The 14961-nt window shown below is 67.2% G+C and carries 16 protein-coding genes; 10 read left to right on the forward strand and 6 right to left on the reverse strand.

Going from position 1 to position 14961, the window contains the following annotated elements; genetic code table 11:
- The first annotated feature begins 138 nt into the window (after positions 1–138).
- Positions 139–348 (forward strand): hypothetical protein, encoded by a 210-nt coding sequence (locus AC5P76_RS00505; protein WP_053519179.1) that lies wholly within the window; start codon positions 139–141, stop codon positions 346–348.
- A 68-nt stretch (positions 349–416) separates the two neighbouring features.
- On the opposite strand, the gene AC5P76_RS00510 is transcribed toward AC5P76_RS00505, so the two are convergent.
- Both AC5P76_RS00510 and ppa read right to left on the reverse strand, forming a co-directional pair.
- Complete coding sequence (locus tag AC5P76_RS00510; protein WP_053519181.1) at positions 417–1538, reverse strand: HDOD domain-containing protein; 1122 nt, start codon at positions 1536–1538, stop codon at positions 417–419.
- A 151-nt stretch (positions 1539–1689) separates the two neighbouring features.
- A complete protein-coding gene (ppa, locus tag AC5P76_RS00515) occupies positions 1690–2229 on the reverse strand; it encodes an inorganic diphosphatase (protein WP_053519183.1) in 540 nt (179 codons plus the stop codon).
- Between the two features lie 187 nt (positions 2230–2416).
- Between ppa and AC5P76_RS00520 the strand changes: the two genes are divergently transcribed.
- The 5 genes from AC5P76_RS00520 (at position 2417) to AC5P76_RS00540 (ending at position 8108) form a co-directional block, all read left to right on the forward strand.
- On the forward strand, positions 2417–2917 hold the full coding sequence (locus AC5P76_RS00520; RefSeq protein ID WP_253118307.1) for a hypothetical protein: 501 nt from the start codon (positions 2417–2419) through the stop codon (positions 2915–2917).
- Positions 2917–3393, forward strand: coding sequence for a hypothetical protein (locus AC5P76_RS00525; protein ID WP_253118308.1), 477 nt, complete (start codon positions 2917–2919; stop codon positions 3391–3393). The genes AC5P76_RS00520 and AC5P76_RS00525 overlap by 1 nt, the downstream gene beginning before the upstream one ends.
- Before the next feature lie 79 nt (positions 3394–3472).
- Positions 3473–3979, forward strand: a complete 507-nt coding sequence (locus AC5P76_RS00530; protein WP_053519189.1) for an RNA polymerase sigma factor — start codon at positions 3473–3475, stop codon at positions 3977–3979.
- Between the two features lie 105 nt (positions 3980–4084).
- Complete coding sequence (locus AC5P76_RS00535; RefSeq protein WP_253118309.1) at positions 4085–5023, forward strand: FecR family protein; 939 nt, start codon at positions 4085–4087, stop codon at positions 5021–5023.
- Between the two features lie 169 nt (positions 5024–5192).
- Complete coding sequence (locus tag AC5P76_RS00540; RefSeq protein ID WP_253118310.1) at positions 5193–8108, forward strand: TonB-dependent receptor; 2916 nt, start codon at positions 5193–5195, stop codon at positions 8106–8108.
- 67 nt (positions 8109–8175) lie between these two features.
- On the opposite strand, the gene AC5P76_RS00545 is transcribed toward AC5P76_RS00540, so the two are convergent.
- Positions 8176–8433 (reverse strand): DUF2789 domain-containing protein, encoded by a 258-nt coding sequence (locus AC5P76_RS00545; RefSeq protein ID WP_053519195.1) that lies wholly within the window; start codon positions 8431–8433, stop codon positions 8176–8178.
- A 107-nt stretch (positions 8434–8540) separates the two neighbouring features.
- On the opposite strand from AC5P76_RS00545, the gene AC5P76_RS00550 reads away from it, so the two are divergent.
- Both AC5P76_RS00550 and AC5P76_RS00555 read left to right on the forward strand, forming a co-directional pair.
- Positions 8541–9128, forward strand: a complete 588-nt coding sequence (locus tag AC5P76_RS00550) for a biliverdin-producing heme oxygenase (protein WP_164150861.1) — start codon at positions 8541–8543, stop codon at positions 9126–9128.
- 31 nt (positions 9129–9159) lie between these two features.
- Positions 9160–9591, forward strand: coding sequence for a YbaN family protein (locus tag AC5P76_RS00555; protein WP_065181703.1), 432 nt, complete (start codon positions 9160–9162; stop codon positions 9589–9591).
- 49 nt (positions 9592–9640) lie between these two features.
- Here AC5P76_RS00555 and AC5P76_RS00560 read toward each other — a convergent pair whose 3' ends face one another.
- A complete protein-coding gene (locus AC5P76_RS00560) occupies positions 9641–11668 on the reverse strand; it encodes a sodium-translocating pyrophosphatase (RefSeq protein ID WP_495222584.1) in 2028 nt (675 codons plus the stop codon).
- 282 nt (positions 11669–11950) lie between these two features.
- Between AC5P76_RS00560 and AC5P76_RS00565 the strand changes: the two genes are divergently transcribed.
- Positions 11951–12454 (forward strand): hypothetical protein, encoded by a 504-nt coding sequence (locus AC5P76_RS00565; protein ID WP_065175090.1) that lies wholly within the window; start codon positions 11951–11953, stop codon positions 12452–12454.
- A gap of 119 nt (positions 12455–12573) precedes the next feature.
- Here AC5P76_RS00565 and AC5P76_RS00570 read toward each other — a convergent pair whose 3' ends face one another.
- Together AC5P76_RS00570 and AC5P76_RS00575 are read right to left on the reverse strand one after the other, a co-directional pair.
- A complete protein-coding gene (locus AC5P76_RS00570) occupies positions 12574–12963 on the reverse strand; it encodes a DUF488 domain-containing protein (protein WP_164150863.1) in 390 nt (129 codons plus the stop codon).
- An 8-nt stretch (positions 12964–12971) separates the two neighbouring features.
- Complete coding sequence (locus AC5P76_RS00575) at positions 12972–14228, reverse strand: 6-phosphofructokinase (protein WP_053519209.1); 1257 nt, start codon at positions 14226–14228, stop codon at positions 12972–12974.
- A gap of 135 nt (positions 14229–14363) precedes the next feature.
- Between AC5P76_RS00575 and AC5P76_RS00580 the strand changes: the two genes are divergently transcribed.
- Complete coding sequence (locus AC5P76_RS00580) at positions 14364–14927, forward strand: adenylate kinase (protein WP_053519211.1); 564 nt, start codon at positions 14364–14366, stop codon at positions 14925–14927.
- The last annotated feature ends 34 nt before the right edge of the window (positions 14928–14961 follow it).

Raw genomic sequence — 14961 nt, forward strand, 5'->3', positions numbered from 1 at the left:
AGGGCGGACCGCAAGGTCCGCCCTTTTCGTTTCTGTAAGGGAATTCTGATCAGGTCGGGAAAGTGAGTGCGGTCACTGTCTGCTCTTGTCGCATTCAGCACAGTAGGCGCGTCCAATACCGGACACTGGGAGATGGATATGAAGCGCACGCTTTTCCGCCAGGTATCGGCCGCCGTCCTGATCTATGCAACGCTGGTGGGCTCGCTGTCCGCACAGAACATCATCGTCTGCGGCGGCGGTGTGTACTGCGAGCAACTCCGGCTGGAGTGCCTGGCCAAGGGCAACGCCCCGGCCCTGTGCGAGCGTCAATGGCGTCTGTGCGTGCTGGACGCCTGTCCGCAGCGCTGAGAGAGAAAAAAGGGCGCGTCCGTTGGACGCGCCCTCATGCGAGGTGACGGCAGTCGCCCGCGTGCCGCTCAGGCGTCAGTGGGTGTCAGCCCCATCAGTGCATTGGCATGCTCACGCCACTGCGGCAGTCGATTGAGCACGCCCGCGCGCTGCAGGTAGTCCTCGTCAACGGGATCGCCGTTGACCAGCGCCAGCGCCACGTGCACCGCGCCGGTCACCCAGAAACTGCGGGTCGTGGCGCGTTGCGGCTGCAGGTGGAACGCCACCGCTTCGATGATCGGCATCGGCAGGCCCCACAGCCCCAGCAGGTAGGCGCCGGCTTCGGCGTGCCCGGGACGGAGGTCGCCGGCCAGCGCAGGCTCGCTGCGCTCGTTGCGGACGCCCGGCAGCAGCAGGCCGATGTCAGCCAGCAGCGCCGCGGTGGCACCCAGTTCCGCACTGGAATCGGGCAGCAGGCGGGCGGCCAGACGCGAGGCGAGCAGGGCGCGCTGCTGCAGCGAGTTGCGTTCGGCCGCAGACAGCGTCGGTGCCGAGAACACCTCGCTTGCCAGGACCAGGTCGCGCAGGGTGGACAGGCCCAGTCGGGTGACCGCCGTGCGCAGATCGGCGATGGTGCGGCCCTGGCTGAAGAAGGCCGAGTTGGACAGCTGCAGGACTTTCGCGGCGATGGCAGGATCGGCGGCGACCAGTTTGGCCACGTCGGCGCTGTCGGTATCGTCATCGTGTTCCAGGGCCTGGGTCAGGCTCAGGTACAGGTGTGGCGGCGAAGGCAGCTTCTCGATGCGGCCGATGGCATCACGCAGGCGCGGGCTGTCCAGCACCTCGCGCAGCTCTTCCAGGCTGGTCAAGGCCTCCAGCAGCACTTCCGGCGCCAGTGGCAGCGGCAGGAAGCGGTGGGCAACGCCGATCAGGCGCGCCGGTGGTGGCCGGTTGCCGTGCTGGGCATCGACCAGGGCGATACGGATGGTTTCCGGGCGCAGTGTCCGGATCTGCCCCAGCAAGGTGGTGGCATTGAGGTCCGGCAGCTGCGGGCAGACGATCACCGCGTCCACGCCCTGCGTGGCCACTGCCGTCATCGCGGTGTGGCCGTCGGCGGCGGTCAACGGCTGCCAGTCTTCCCCAAGATCGGCAATGAATTCGGTCAGCTCGGCCGGCAGGCTGGCTGCATCTCCAACAAGCAGAATACGCACGACACAATCCCCTGGCTGTCTCGACGCTGGATGTCGACGACGTGTGAAGTGACGCAATTTACCTAATACAGCACCCGGAGTGCTGTGCCGTGGTGTTGAAACGTGACCCGCATCGCTCCGGCAGGACACACCGGAGCGACGCGGTTCAGGATCAGGCCTTGCTGCCTTCCAGGTAGCGCGCGTGCGCTTCGACCAGGATCTGCTTGGCTTCCGCCGCGCCGCCCCAGCCGTCGAGCTTGACCCACTTGCCCTTTTCCAGGTCCTTGTAGTGCTCGAAGAAGTGGCCGATGCGCTCCAGCCAGTGGCTGGAAACCTGCTCGATGTCCTCCACGTGGGCATAGCCGCTGAAGATCTTGGCGACCGGCACGGCCAGGATCTTCTCGTCGCTGCCGGCCTCATCGCTCATCTTCAGCACGCCGACCGGGCGGCAGCGCACCACCGAGCCCGGCACCAGCGGCAGCGGCAGCACCACCAGCACGTCGGCCGGATCGCCGTCGCCGCACAGGGTGCTGGGCACGTAGCCGTAGTTGCACGGGTAGCGCATCGGGGTCGACAGGATGCGGTCGACGAAGATCGCGCCGGTTTCCTTGTCCACTTCGTACTTCACCGGCTCCGAGTCCTTCGGGATCTCGATGATGACGTTGATTTCTTCCGGCGGGTTCTTGCCGGGCGAGACGAGTTCCAGACCCATGGTCGTGCTCCAGGTGGGGATGTAGGCGGATAGCCCTCCATTTTATGCCTTTGCAGGCCGCTGTGCAGGTGGGGCGACCCCTACAGGCCGCTGCGCAGGTGGACGACCTGCGGCGCCCGCCTTGCCCGATGGGCCCGGAAGGCCGGCCGGCGCAGGCTGCTGGCTCGTTCCCTGGGAGATATCCGCCATGTCCTGGACAACCCGCTGCTGCGGCACGTTCCTGTTGTTCGCAACCCTGCCGCCGCTGGCACACGCCAGCCATGTCGACCTTGTCGACTACCCCTCGCCCCAAGCCAATCGGGACCGCTTCCACCGGTTGCAGGCGTCGCTGGTGCGCGAGTTCGACGGCATCTGCGCCGACACCTTCTGCGAAGGTGAGTACAGCAACTACCGGGTACTGACGTTCCGCTGCGCCGTTCAGGCCGACGCCGGTACCGTACGCCACTGCGCCTGGGGCATCGTGGCCAGCGAGCTGCAGGTCGAACCGGTCCGCGGCGAAGTGCAGGTGGACAATGCGCGCTGGATCTGCCCCGTCACCCTTGGGGAGGGCATTCCGGTGGAGGTGTTCCACGCGACGCTGGAGCAGGAGGAGGGCGCGTTCGAGCCCTTCCCGGGAACCGATGTGACGGTCTTCGACACACTGCCGACCTGCCTGGGGCGGCCGGGCAATGCCGGGAGGGCCGCCTGATGCGCGCGCTGAAGAGGGGTGTTCTTGCAGGCCTGATGGGGCTGGCCGGCGCGGCACACGCTGCGCCGGCCTATGTGGATGCACGCCTGTTCCCCAACCAGGCGGCTGGGTGGCAACGCTTCCTGGCGGTCGAACGGTCGCTGCGGCAGAGCTTTGACCACGTCTGCGGTGACACCTTCTGCGAAGGCGAATACAGCAATCTGCTGCCGATGCGGTTGCGCTGCTCGGTGCATGCGGCAAGCGGCGCCATCCAGAGCTGCATCTGGACCTTCGCCGGCAGCGCCACCACGGTGGCTGATGATGGACGGATCGATGTCGACCTGCGCAGTTTCGCCTGTCCACTGCCCGTGGCGACGGGAACACGGCTTGAGGACTTCCTGCGTGCGCTGGAGCAGGCCCAGCCCAACCGTGCGATCCATGTGACGCCGCCGGGCGGCCGCATTTCGATTCACGAGGGGCTGATCGGTTGCCTGTGATTCTCTCAAATGAGAACGTGACTGATTCGCATTGACGGTGTAGCATGCGCGGCGCCCTCCCGTCGTACCGGCTCCGCGCATGCCATCCAATGCCGCCACCCTCACCGAACTGCTGATCCGAGAGCGGCCGGCGCTGCTGCGCCGGGTGCAGCGCATCCTGGGGGGCGACCCGGGTGCGGAGGACGTGATCCAGGCCGTCTGGTTCAAGGCCCGCGGGGTGGGCAACGCCCCGTTGATCGACAATCCCAGGGCCTATCTGTACCGCCTGGCAGCCAACCTGGCGACCGATCATGGACGCGAGTCGACGCGCCGCAACCGCCTGTTGGCCGATCACTACCTGTGGGGACCGGACGAGGCTACGTCCACGTCCACCGAAGAGCAGGTGATGGCGCAGGATGAGCTGCAGCGTGTCCTCGATGCGGCCAGCCACCTGCCGGAGCCGACCCGCGCCATCTTCCGCCTCAATCGGCTGCAGGGCCTGACCCAGGCAGAGATCGCGCGTCGCCTTGGCGTGTCGGTCACCACCGTGGAGAACCACATCCGTGCCGCGTTGCAGCGCCTGGCCTGGGCCCGCAGCGGCCGCTGAGCGGACGCGCTTGGGGATGGGCCTGGTTCAAACGTCTTGATGGCTGGACTGTACCTGCGGTCCAGTTCCCTCTCCCCGCGCGTGAATATTCCTGTCCGCCAGCCAATGAGCCCGCCGAACACTTCTTCTCCCGCCGCCTGCGAAGACGTCGTGGCCGAACAGGCCATGCGCTGGATCGCGTGGCTGGCATCGGGCGACATCACCGATGCTGGCATGTGCGAATTCGAAGAGTGGCTGGCGCAACCGGGCCATCGCCACGCCTTCGAGCAGCAGCGCACGCTGTGGCGCAGCCTCGGCCCTCGACCGGCTGTCGCGTCTGCGGTGCGGCGCCGGCGTCAGCGGCTGCGCTGGATGACGGCTGCCGCTGCCGCCCTGGCGATGCTGATGGTCTGGCCCGAGGCGTCCCTGCGCCTGCAGGCGGACCACCGCAGCCGCCAGAGCGTCCAGCATGTGCAGTTGCCCGACGGCAGCCGTGCGGTGCTCGACGCGGACAGCGCGATCGCCGTGCACTTCGATGCGGGCACTCGGCGGGTCGATCTGCTGCGTGGCCGCGCCTGGTTCGAGGTGGTCGCCGATCCGCAGCGGCGCTTCAGCGTGGCCGCAGGCAACGGCGTGGTTGAAGACATCTCCACGGCATTCTCCGTGTCGCGGGTCGAGGAAGCGGTTGAAACCCAGGTCGGGCAGGGCAGGGTGCGCGTGGCCGCCCCGGCCGACAGTGGCTGGACCTATCTGCAGGCGGGGCAGCGTGCGCAGTACGGTTCCGCGTCCGGCGTCGTCCGCCTGAGCGATGTCGCTGCCGACAGCGTGGGTGCGTGGCGCCAGGGCGAACTGCTGCTGGAGCAGGCCAATGTTGCCGATGCAGTGCATCTGCTTGGTCGTTATCGTGCTGGTCCGACCTTCGTGCAGGGCGACCTTTCGACCTTGCCGGCCGTGAGTGCCGCACTGCGTATCGATCGCCCCGAACAGGCCCTGGATGCACTCGCGGAGACGACGGGGCTGAGGATCACCCGCCTGCCGATGGCTGTGGTCATCGTTCACAGATGACGCCGTGTCACGCGTGGAGACGTGATCGGCAGTGATCCCCCTTGGGGCTGTGGCGCTGCCGTTCGTCTTACTCCACGAACGTACCCGCAGCCGCCACGTACGTCGCCGTGTCCACGCGTGCCGTGGATGACGCCGCGCCTGCGGCTCCGCTCTCCTGACAGGTTTCTCCATGTTCGATTCCCCACGTCCGGGCCGCACTCCGCGCCCGTCCCGCCTGTGTGTCGCACTGCTCGCCGCCGGTATTGCCGGCGCAGTACCGCCCGCGCTGGCCCAGGACACTGCCAACCCGCAGGCAGCCGCGCAGCGCTTCGACATTCCCGCGCAGCCGCTCGACAGCGCGTTGCGCAGCTACATGCGGCAGTCCGGCGTACAGGTGGTCTATCCGGCTGCGTTGGCCAGCGGCGTCACGTCGCAGGCGGTCAGCGGCCCGCTCACCGCAGACGAGGCGCTGGCGCGGCTGCTGCAGGGCAGTGGCATGGGCGTGCGCCGTGTCGGCGACGGTGCAGTGACACTGGCAGCGGCCGGCGCCCTGCAGGCGCAATCGCCGACCATCACCGGCCCGCTGCGTGTGGCCGGCGATCGCGTCGCTGAAGGCATCGGCAGCGACGAGGCGCGCCTGCTCGACACCTATCGCAGCGTCGGCTCGACCACCACGCTGGATCGCACAACGCTGGAGCGCTTCCGTGGCACATCCAGCGGCGACATCGTCAAGGGCGTGGCCGGGGTCACCGCCGGTGATCCGCGCGTGGGCAACGGTTTCGACGTGAACATCCGCGGCATCCAGGGCCAGAGCCGCGTGCCCGTCATCATCGATGGCGGGCAGTCCAGCATGGACACCTACCGAGGCTACGCCGGCCAGTCACAGCGCAGCTATCTTGATCCGGACCTGATCTCACGCCTGACCATCACCAAGGGCCCCAGCCTGCAGGCCAACGCGTCCGGCGGCATCGGCGGCGTGGTGGAGATGGAGACGCTGAACGTGGGTGACATCCTGCGCGAGGGCCGCGACGTCGGCGTCCGCGTGCGCGCTGGGTTGGCCAACGCCAGCGCCAACAGCGTGCCGGCTTACAGCGCCGTGCCCCGGACGGACCGCAGCGCCACCGGAAGCCAGTTCTTCAACGTTGCCGCCGCTGGGCAGTGGGACCGCTTCGATCTGGTCGCGGCGTACGCCCACCGCGACAACGGCAACTACTTCTCCGGCAGGCACGGATACGATGACTTTCCGCAGACCCGGCGCACGCTGGCACCATTGAATCCTCCGCGCACCGAAGTGTTCAACACCTCCTCGCGCTCGACGTCGGCCCTGCTCAAGGGCACCTGGCGCATCGACGATGCGCAGACCCTCGAAGCTGGCTATCGCCGCTATGAGGGCCGCGCCGGCGAGATCATGGCCTCGCAGATCATCCGCGTTGAGCGGGATCGCATCCCACAGTGGGATCCCGGCCACGTCGACATGGACAGCTACAGCCTGCGCTATCGCTTCGATCCAGACAGCGAACGGATCGATCTGCGCGTCAACGCCTGGTACACCGATGCTGACAGCGTGATGTACAACAGCCTGACCGGCATCACGCCGTGGTACTTCGACCGCCGTACCGAGTGGTACGACGCGCCGAGTTTCAGCGGCGATCCGGGCTACAAGGATGCCTACCGCAATCCGCTGCGACAGAAGCGCTTCGGCCTGGATGCCAGCAACACCTCGATCTTCGACACCCGTGCAGGCGTGTTCACCCTCGACTACGGCCTGTCCTACAGCGACGAGGACATCGCACCGGGCAGCTCCGCACCGATCAAGCAGGATGATCTGGTCAACAACCGTTTCCTGCGCAACGCTGAGCGCAAGGAATACAGTGCGGTGGCGTCGCTGAAGTGGCAGCCCGACGAACACTGGGAGTTGATGGCCGGTGGCCGCTGGAACCGGGTGGACGTGCATGACCGCAATCGTCTGGCCACACCCGATGCCTATGAAGTGCAGGGACAGTACCGCTACACCGAGCTGCTGGATGGCAACCCGGCACTGCCCTCCTGGCGCGCCAAGCGCATCGCGCTGCTGAACTGGTATCCGGACGCCGATGGTGCGTTCACCCAGGCCTCGCTGTTGGCCTCGCCGTACAAGAAAGGCACGGTGGCTGACATCGGTGGCTGGAACTTCTACGACGCTGATGCACCGGAAGACCTGGAGGTGCCGGTCAGCTGGACCTGGTCGCAGCCGATCCGTCGCCGCGACAGTGCCTTCTCACCCACCGCCAGCGTGGCCTATCGCTTCAGCGAGGACACGATGGTCTACGTGAAGTACGCCGAGGGCACCAAGCTTCCGAGCCTGTTCGAGACGACACTGGGCTTGTTCACCGCCGCCAAACCCGTCGGAGAGCTGAAGCCGGAGCGCGCGCGCAGTTGGGAAATCGGTGCCAGCACCGTCCACCATGACCTGTTCACCGCCGATGATCGCCTCGCGCTGAAGCTGGCGTACTTCGATACGCGCATCGATGACCTGATCACGCGTGACTACCGCACGCTGTCGGCCGGCCTGATCCGCAACGTCGACCAGTTCAAGGTCTCAGGCATGGAGTTCCAGTCCAGCTATGACAGCGGCAAGGTATTTGCCGACCTGTCCGCGCATTACTACTTCAAGGCCAGGACCTGCGCCCCGGACATCGCCGCCGAGCGCCGGGCGTACGGTGCACAGCGCAACAATGATGAACTGGCCAGTACGCCCAACTGCGTAGACGGTGGCTTCGAGGGTTCCTACACCAATACGCAGAACCCGCCGCGCTACATGGTGAACCTGACGGCTGGATCGCGCCTGTTCGACGAGCGCCTGACCTTCGGCACCCGGGTGATCCACAACGCCGGCCCGATCAGCAGACTGGACAAGGACTGGAATGTCGGCCTTTCGGCGATCCAGCAGCTGTACCGGCCCACCACCCTGGTGGATCTGTTCGCCAGCTGGCGCTTCAGCGACCAGCTGTCGGTGGAGGCGAATGTGGACAACGTGACGGATCGTTACTATCTCGATCCGCTCGCCCTGGGCGTGATGCCCGCCCCGGGCCGTACCGCGCGCCTTGCGTTCACCTGGAGGTACTGATTACCTGCGCAGAGCGCCTTCGGTGGGTGCGGACCTTGGTCCGCACCGCCTTGCCGCGACCGCAGGCTTACAGCCCGGTCGCTGCCTTCACCGCATCTTCGTGCAGCGACTCGTTCAGTTCATCGACCACCGTGCTCCAGGCCGCATCGGCCTGCAGCGATTCGGCCAGGAACTGCCGCTGGCCATCGTTCCAGTAGGGCGCGTCGGCCACCGCCACGCCGGTAGCCAGTTGGTGGTCGCGGATGAAGCGGGCGATGCCCTCGGCGCTGGCATCCAGGCCCAGCTGCAGGAACAGGTTGGTCATGCGCGGTTCGGTGGTGATCATCATCGGTTCCCGGCGGGAAAGAGGGAGGGGCATTATCGACCCAAGTGGGCTTGGGGAAAGCCCTGCGCCGCACGTCTACAGCAGGACCTCTCTCCCAGGTACCCTCCGTGAACGCACATATCGCTCCTGAAGACAGCCGTAGCCTGCGCCTCAAGGCCGCCACGCGCGACAGCCACGGCGCGCTGGACAAGCGCATCATGGCCGGTGACATCTTTGCCGATCTCGGCAGCTTCGCCCGCTTCCTGCGCGTGCAGTACCGCTTCCATCGCAGCATCGACCGGCTGTACGCCAGCCCGGCGTTGGAGGCATTGCTGCCGGAGCTGGCCGGGCGTCGGCGTCTGCAGCAGGTGGCAGCTGATCTGCACGACCTGGGGCAGGATCTCCCTGGCGCGGACATGGCGCCGTTGGCAGGTGACCTGCCGTTGCCGGTGGCGCTGGGGTGGCTGTACGTGGCCGAAGGCTCCAACCTGGGGGGCACGGTGCTGTACAAGATGGCCGCGCGGCTTGGCCTGGACCAAGGGTTCGGTGCCCGCCACCTGGCTGCGCACCCGGATGGCGCGGCCCGCCACTGGCGGGAATTCACCGCCGCGTTGGATGCGGTGCCCCTGAGCGCCGCGCAGGAACAGCAGGTGATCGATGCCGCCGATGCCGCGTTCCGTAGCGTGCATGGCCACGTTGAAATCGAGTTCGGCTGATGCCCGGGCGCTGCCTGCGGGCGATGCGCTGATGCGCTGGCTGTGGTTCGCGCTGGGCTGGATGATGGTCGGGCTGGGGGTGATCGGCGCGTTGCTGCCGGTGATGCCCACCACCATCTTCCTGATCCTGGCGCTGGGCTGCTTCGCGCGCAGTTCGCCACGGTTCGAGCAACGGCTGCTGGCACATCCTCGCTACGGCCCGCCGCTGCGACTGTGGCGGGAACAGGGCGCCGTGTCGCGCCGGGGCAAGGCATTGGCCAGCGCTGGCATGGCGGTGGGGTTCGCCTTGTTCTGCTGGGGCGCACACCCTTCCTGGCGGCTGCTGCTGGGCGTGGGCCTGTTCTTCGCGGTCAGCGCCGGCTATGTGCTCAGCCGGCCAGCGCCACGGTTGGAGCCGCCCCAGAGTGTCGAACGTGGCGATGTCGGCGATCCGCGCCGCTGTGGGCGTCGCTGGAATCGCTGAGTCCGCGTGAGGGGATGGAGCCGGGCCCACGCCCGGCTCCACCGATCCGCTACAGCAGCGGCACCAGCAGCAGCGCCACGATGTTGATGATCTTGATCAGCGGATTGATCGCCGGCCCTGCCGTGTCCTTGTACGGGTCGCCGACCGTGTCGCCGGTCACCGCGGCCTTGTGCGCTTCGCTGCCCTTGCCGCCGAAGTGGCCATCCTCGATGTACTTCTTGGCGTTGTCCCAGGCACCGCCGCCGGTCGTCATCGAAATCGCCACGAACAGGCCGGTGACGATCGTACCGATCAGCAGGCCCCCCAGCGCGCGTGGGCCCAGCAGCAGGCCGACCACCACCGGCACCACCACCGGCAGCAGCGAGGGCAGGATCATCTCGCGGATCGCAGAACGGGTCAGCATGTCCACGGCCTTGTCGTACTGCGGCTTGCCGGTGCCCTGCATGATGCCGGGGATGTCGCGGAACTGCCGGCGCACTTCCTCCACCACCGCGCCGGCGGCACGACCCACCGCCTCCATGGCCATCGCGCCGAACAGGTACGGAATCAGGCCGCCGATCAGCAGGCCGATGATCACCGTGTGGTCACTGAGGTCGAAGCGGAACTCCTGCCCGGGATTCGCCGCCTGCAGGTTGTGCGTGTAGTCGGCGAACAGCACCAGCGCCGCCAGCGCCGCCGAGCCGATCGCATAGCCCTTGGTCACTGCCTTGGTGGTGTTGCCCACCGCGTCAAGCGGATCGGTGATGTCCCGGATCTCCGAGGGCAGTTCGGCCATCTCCGCGATGCCGCCCGCGTTGTCGGTGATCGGTCCGTAGGCGTCGAGGGCCACGATCATGCCGGCCATCGACAGCATGGCAGTAGCGGCGATGGCGATGCCGTACAGGCCGCCCAGCGCGTAGGCGCCCCAGATCGCGGCACAGACCGCCACCACCGGCAGCGCGGTGGACTTCATCGAGATGCCGAGGCCGGCGATGATGTTGGTGCCATGTCCGGTGGTCGACGCCTGGGCGACGTGCTGCACCGGCTTGTACTGGGTACCGGTGTAGTACTCGGTGATCCAGACGATCAGGCCGGTCAGGACCAGGCCGATGAGGGCGCAGCCATACAGCGCCAATGGACCGTGCACGTTGTCGGACATCAGCCCCGTGGTGATCGGGTAGAAGGCGATCGCCGCCAGAACACCCGACACGATCACGCCCTTGTACAGGGCCCCCATGATCGAGCCACCGGGCTTCACCTTGACGAACAGCGCGCCGATGATCGATGCGATGATCGACACGCCTCCCAGCACCAGCGGATACAGCACGGCGTTGGCGCCGGCTTCGGCGAGCATCAGGCTGCCCAGCAGCATGGTTGCGATCACCGTGACCGCGTAGGTTTCGAACAGATCGGCGGCCATGCCGGCGCAGTCACCGACGTTGTCGCCGACGTTGTCGGCGATCACCGCCGGGTTGCGCGGATCGTCTTCGGGAATGCCGGCTTCGACCTTGCCGACCAGGTCGGCGCCGACGTCGGCGCCCTTGGTGAAGATGCCGCCGCCCAGGCGCGCGAAGATCGAGATCAGGGAAGAGCCGAAGGCCAGGCCGACCAGCGCATGCAGCGCCTGGTCCATCTGCAGCCCGAGCCGCAGCAGCAGGGCGTAATAGCCGGCCACGCCCAGCAGGCCCAGGCCGACCACCAGCATGCCGGTGATCGCACCGCCACGGAACGCTACGTCCATCGCGGCGCTGATGCCGTTGCGTGCGGCTTCAGCGGTCCGCACGTTGGCGCGCACCGACACGTTCATGCCGATGTAGCCGGCAACGCCGGACAGCACCGCACCCACCGCGAAGCCGACAGCGGTGTACCAGCTCAGGAACACGCCTACGAGCACGAACAACACCGCGCCAGCGATGCCGATGGTCAGGAACTGGCGGTTCAGATAGGCGCGTGCGCCCTCCTGGATCGCGGTGGCGATCGCGACCATGCGCTCATTGCCGGTGGGTTGGCGCAGGATCCAGCGCGCCGAGACGATTCCGAACAGGATCGCGAGAATGGCGCAGCCCAGCGCCAATGACAGCCCGTGACGTTCCAGCATTAGACCCCTCCGCAGAATGGATGATGAGCATCCAGTGGCGATGAACTTCACCACGAGGGGGACGACGGGCTGCAGCCTGGAACCAACCCGTGCCGACCGTGGCGGTCGTCCGACGTATGGCGGTGTTCAGCATTCCCTGGTGGCCGCAGTATGCGTGCACATGCGCCCGGATGGTAGCGCCGTGCGTGGAAGGCGCAGCGCTTGCCCCTCCACCGACGCGCCTTTGCACCCTGTTAAGCCTTCCTCTGCAAGCCTGCGCTCAGTCCTGAAGGAGACCCTCCCATGCGTCTGTCCCTGTTGATGCTTGCCGCCCTTGTGCCGGCAATGCCTGCATCTGCCGCCGAGACCCCGGAACTGCAACGCGCGGTGGGTGCGCCGCAGGCGGTGGGAGCGGTACACACGCTGCGGCAGATTCCCGAAGCCTGTGCGCGGCTGGAGGGCGCCTTCACCGGCCAGGCTGCCGAGCCGTATCGATTCGCCGTGGTCCGTACCAGCGAGCAGTGCCAGCCGCGCGCTCGTTTTGTCGACTTCGCCAAGGCGCAGCCCGCTGTCGACAAGGGCTGGAAGCTCAATGACGTGATCCGCGTGCCCAGCGCGACGTGCCCGGCACAGCAGGCGGTGGTGCGGGTGTGGCGTCTGCCGGTCGACAACCGCCAGGCGCTGGACGGCCAGGGGCAGTCGCGCATCTATCTGGAAGAAGCAAAGAAGCAGGCCGCCGCCGGCAAGATTCCGCAGGTGACGATGTTCGCCGCGCAGCTGCAGGTGGAAGGCAAGGCCTGCAACTGACGCCGTCCGGCAGGGCGAAGCCACGCAGGGCGTGGATGTACTTCGGCGCGCACCGGTAGCGTCGGGCCATGCCCGGCGGAGAACCCGGTAGTGCCGGCCGCTGGCCGGCACCCCTGCCATCACTCGGCCAGCTTCGCACCGCGGGCCACCAGCAGGTCACGCAGTGCCGAACGATGGCAGTGCGCCTCATCCTCGCAGTAGCAGCCCACGCTGATGTCGGTGTGCTGCGACAGCGCGGCCAGCAGATCCAGCGCGTGGGCTGCGTCGGGCGCCTTCATCTCGGCACGGTAGCTGCGGAAGAAGGCATTCCAGTCGGCCGCGGTGGTCGCCCCGCGAGCCTGTTTCACTCGTTCCGCGCTGGGCGACAACGTCGGGAACCAGACGTCGTACCAGTCCTGGCGGACGAACTCGCTGCGTGGCACGCCGCGCGGCGGGCGGCGTACGGTGCCGATGCGCAGGCCTTCGCCCGGAACGCGCGGAGAACCGAGGCGGACGATCCGCAGGGCCATGATCGCAGTCAGACCTCGAAGGCCGGCAGCGTCTTCTTCACTGCCACGTTCTTCAGCGTCACATACTTCGGCAGGCCATCGGCGCCGTACGGCAGTGGCGCTTCGCCCTTGATCAGCGGTGACAGATAGGCGCGCGCCCGGGCAGTGATGCCGAAGCCGTCGCGCCGGATGAAGCCGGCTGGCATCTTCTTCTCGTGGTTGGCGATCTTCGACAGCGGTGCGGACTCGATCTTCCAGCGGTACGGTGCGTCGCTGCTGCGCACGATCACCGGCATCACCCCGTTCTGGCCCTTCAATGCCAGTTGCACGGCCGCCTTGCCCACGGCCTGCGCCTGGTCCCAGTCGGTGCGGCTGGCGATGTGACGTGCCGAGCGCTGCAGGTAATCGGGCAGGGCCCAGTGCACCTTCAGCCCCAACTGGTCCTTGACCCGGCCAGCGAGGTGCGCGGCGACGCCGCCCAGCTGCGAATGACCGAATGAATCCTTGCTGCCGCCGGCATCGGCGACGAAGCGGCCATCCGCCGTGGCGATGCCCTCGGAGGCCACGACCACGCAGTACCCGACCCGTTCGACCACCGCCTTGACCTTGGCCAGGAAGGCCGCCTCGTCATAGGCACGTTCGGGCAGCAGGATGATGTGCGGGGCCTCATCGTCGCCATTGCCGGCCAGGCCTGCGGCAGCGGCCAGCCACCCGGCATGGCGGCCCATCGCTTCGTAGATGAAGACGCGGGTGGAGGTCTCGGCCATCGCCGCGACATCCAGCGCCGCCTCGCGCACCGACACCGCGGTGTACTTGGCCGCCGAGCCGAAGCCGGGGCAGGTATCGGTAACAGCCAGGTCGTTGTCGATGGTCTTCGGCACGCCGATGCAGGTCAGGTCGTAGCCGGAGGCCTTGGCCAGCTGCGAGACCTTCAGCGCGGTATCGGCCGAGTCGTTGCCGCCGTTGTAGAGGAACCAGCGCACGTCGTGCGCGCGCAGGACCTGCAGCAGACGTTCGTAGCGCGCACGGTCGGCATCGAGCGACTTCAGCTTGAAGCGGCACGAACCGAAGGCACCGCCCGGTGTATGGGCGAGGGCGCGGATGGCCGCCGCACTCTCCCTGCTGGTATCGATCAGCTCTTCGCGCAGGGCGCCCAGGATGCCGTTGCGGGCCGCCAGGACCTTGATGCCCTTGGCCCGGGCCTGTTCGATCACCGCCGCAGCGGTGGCGTTGATGACCGCGGTGACACCACCGGACTGGGCATAGAGGAGGGTACCGTTGCGCATGCTTCTACCTGCTCAGGGGAGGGACATTGCAGGGACATTACCCGGATGCGGTAAAGTGGCGCTATTGCGGTGCAGCGATACCGGACCGTCCGGGACGCGAACCTTCTTTGTTTTCAACACGTTGGAGTCAGGTCAATGCGATTGGTTCTGTTGGGACCGCCCGGTTCGGGCAAGGGGACACAGGCGACGCGCCTGAAGGACAAGCTGGGCATCGCCCACATCTCGACCGGTGACATGCTGCGTGCGGAGATCGCTGCGGGCTCGGAGCTGGGCAAGCAGGCGAAAGCGGTGATGGATGCCGGCAACCTGGTATCGGACGAGATCCTGCTGGGCATGCTTGAGTCGCGGCTGGCCCAGGCGGATGTCGCCAAGGGCTTCATCCTGGATGGCTACCCGCGCAACGTGGCGCAGGCCAATGCGCTGGACGGCCTGCTGGCCAAGATCGGTCAGCCGCTGGATGCGGTGGTGCAGCTGGATGTGGCCACCGAACTGCTGGTCGAACGCATCGCCGGCCGCGCCAAGGAGCAGGGCCGCGCCGACGACAATCCCGAATCGGTGCGCCAGCGCCTGCAGGTCTACAACGACCAGACCGCGCCGGTGGTGGATTTCTATGCAGGCCGGGGCACCCTGGCCCGCGTCGATGGCGTCGGCGAGCTCGACGAGATCGAAGCCCGCATCCTGGCCGCGATCAAGGCCTGAACCAGGCGCGCGGCCGGCTGCGGTCGGCATGCAG

The organism is Stenotrophomonas sp. YJH_SMC_36, assembly GCF_059369935.1.

Bases quoted from the DNA above. Each gene is read 5' to 3' on its own strand.
- AC5P76_RS00535 (WP_253118309.1), top strand. From the start codon at position 4,085: ATGAGCCCGCCGAACACTTCTTCTCCCGCCGCCTGCGAAGACGTCGTG.
- AC5P76_RS00570 (WP_164150863.1), bottom strand. From the start codon at position 12,963: ATGGCCCTGCGGATCGTCCGCCTCGGTTCTCCGCGCGTTCCGGGCGAA.
- AC5P76_RS00505 (WP_053519179.1), top strand. From the start codon at position 139: ATGAAGCGCACGCTTTTCCGCCAGGTATCGGCCGCCGTCCTGATCTAT.
- AC5P76_RS00540 (WP_253118310.1), top strand. From the start codon at position 5,193: ATGTTCGATTCCCCACGTCCGGGCCGCACTCCGCGCCCGTCCCGCCTG.
- AC5P76_RS00545 (WP_053519195.1), bottom strand. From the start codon at position 8,433: ATGATCACCACCGAACCGCGCATGACCAACCTGTTCCTGCAGCTGGGC.
- AC5P76_RS00555 (WP_065181703.1), top strand. From the start codon at position 9,160: ATGCGCTGGCTGTGGTTCGCGCTGGGCTGGATGATGGTCGGGCTGGGG.
- AC5P76_RS00530 (WP_053519189.1), top strand. From the start codon at position 3,473: ATGCCATCCAATGCCGCCACCCTCACCGAACTGCTGATCCGAGAGCGG.
- ppa (WP_053519183.1), bottom strand. From the start codon at position 2,229: ATGGGTCTGGAACTCGTCTCGCCCGGCAAGAACCCGCCGGAAGAAATC.
- AC5P76_RS00525 (WP_253118308.1), top strand. From the start codon at position 2,917: ATGCGCGCGCTGAAGAGGGGTGTTCTTGCAGGCCTGATGGGGCTGGCC.
- AC5P76_RS00565 (WP_065175090.1), top strand. From the start codon at position 11,951: ATGCGTCTGTCCCTGTTGATGCTTGCCGCCCTTGTGCCGGCAATGCCT.
- AC5P76_RS00560 (WP_495222584.1), bottom strand. From the start codon at position 11,668: ATGCTGGAACGTCACGGGCTGTCATTGGCGCTGGGCTGCGCCATTCTC.
- AC5P76_RS00520 (WP_253118307.1), top strand. From the start codon at position 2,417: ATGTCCTGGACAACCCGCTGCTGCGGCACGTTCCTGTTGTTCGCAACC.
- AC5P76_RS00580 (WP_053519211.1), top strand. From the start codon at position 14,364: ATGCGATTGGTTCTGTTGGGACCGCCCGGTTCGGGCAAGGGGACACAG.
- AC5P76_RS00575 (WP_053519209.1), bottom strand. From the start codon at position 14,228: ATGCGCAACGGTACCCTCCTCTATGCCCAGTCCGGTGGTGTCACCGCG.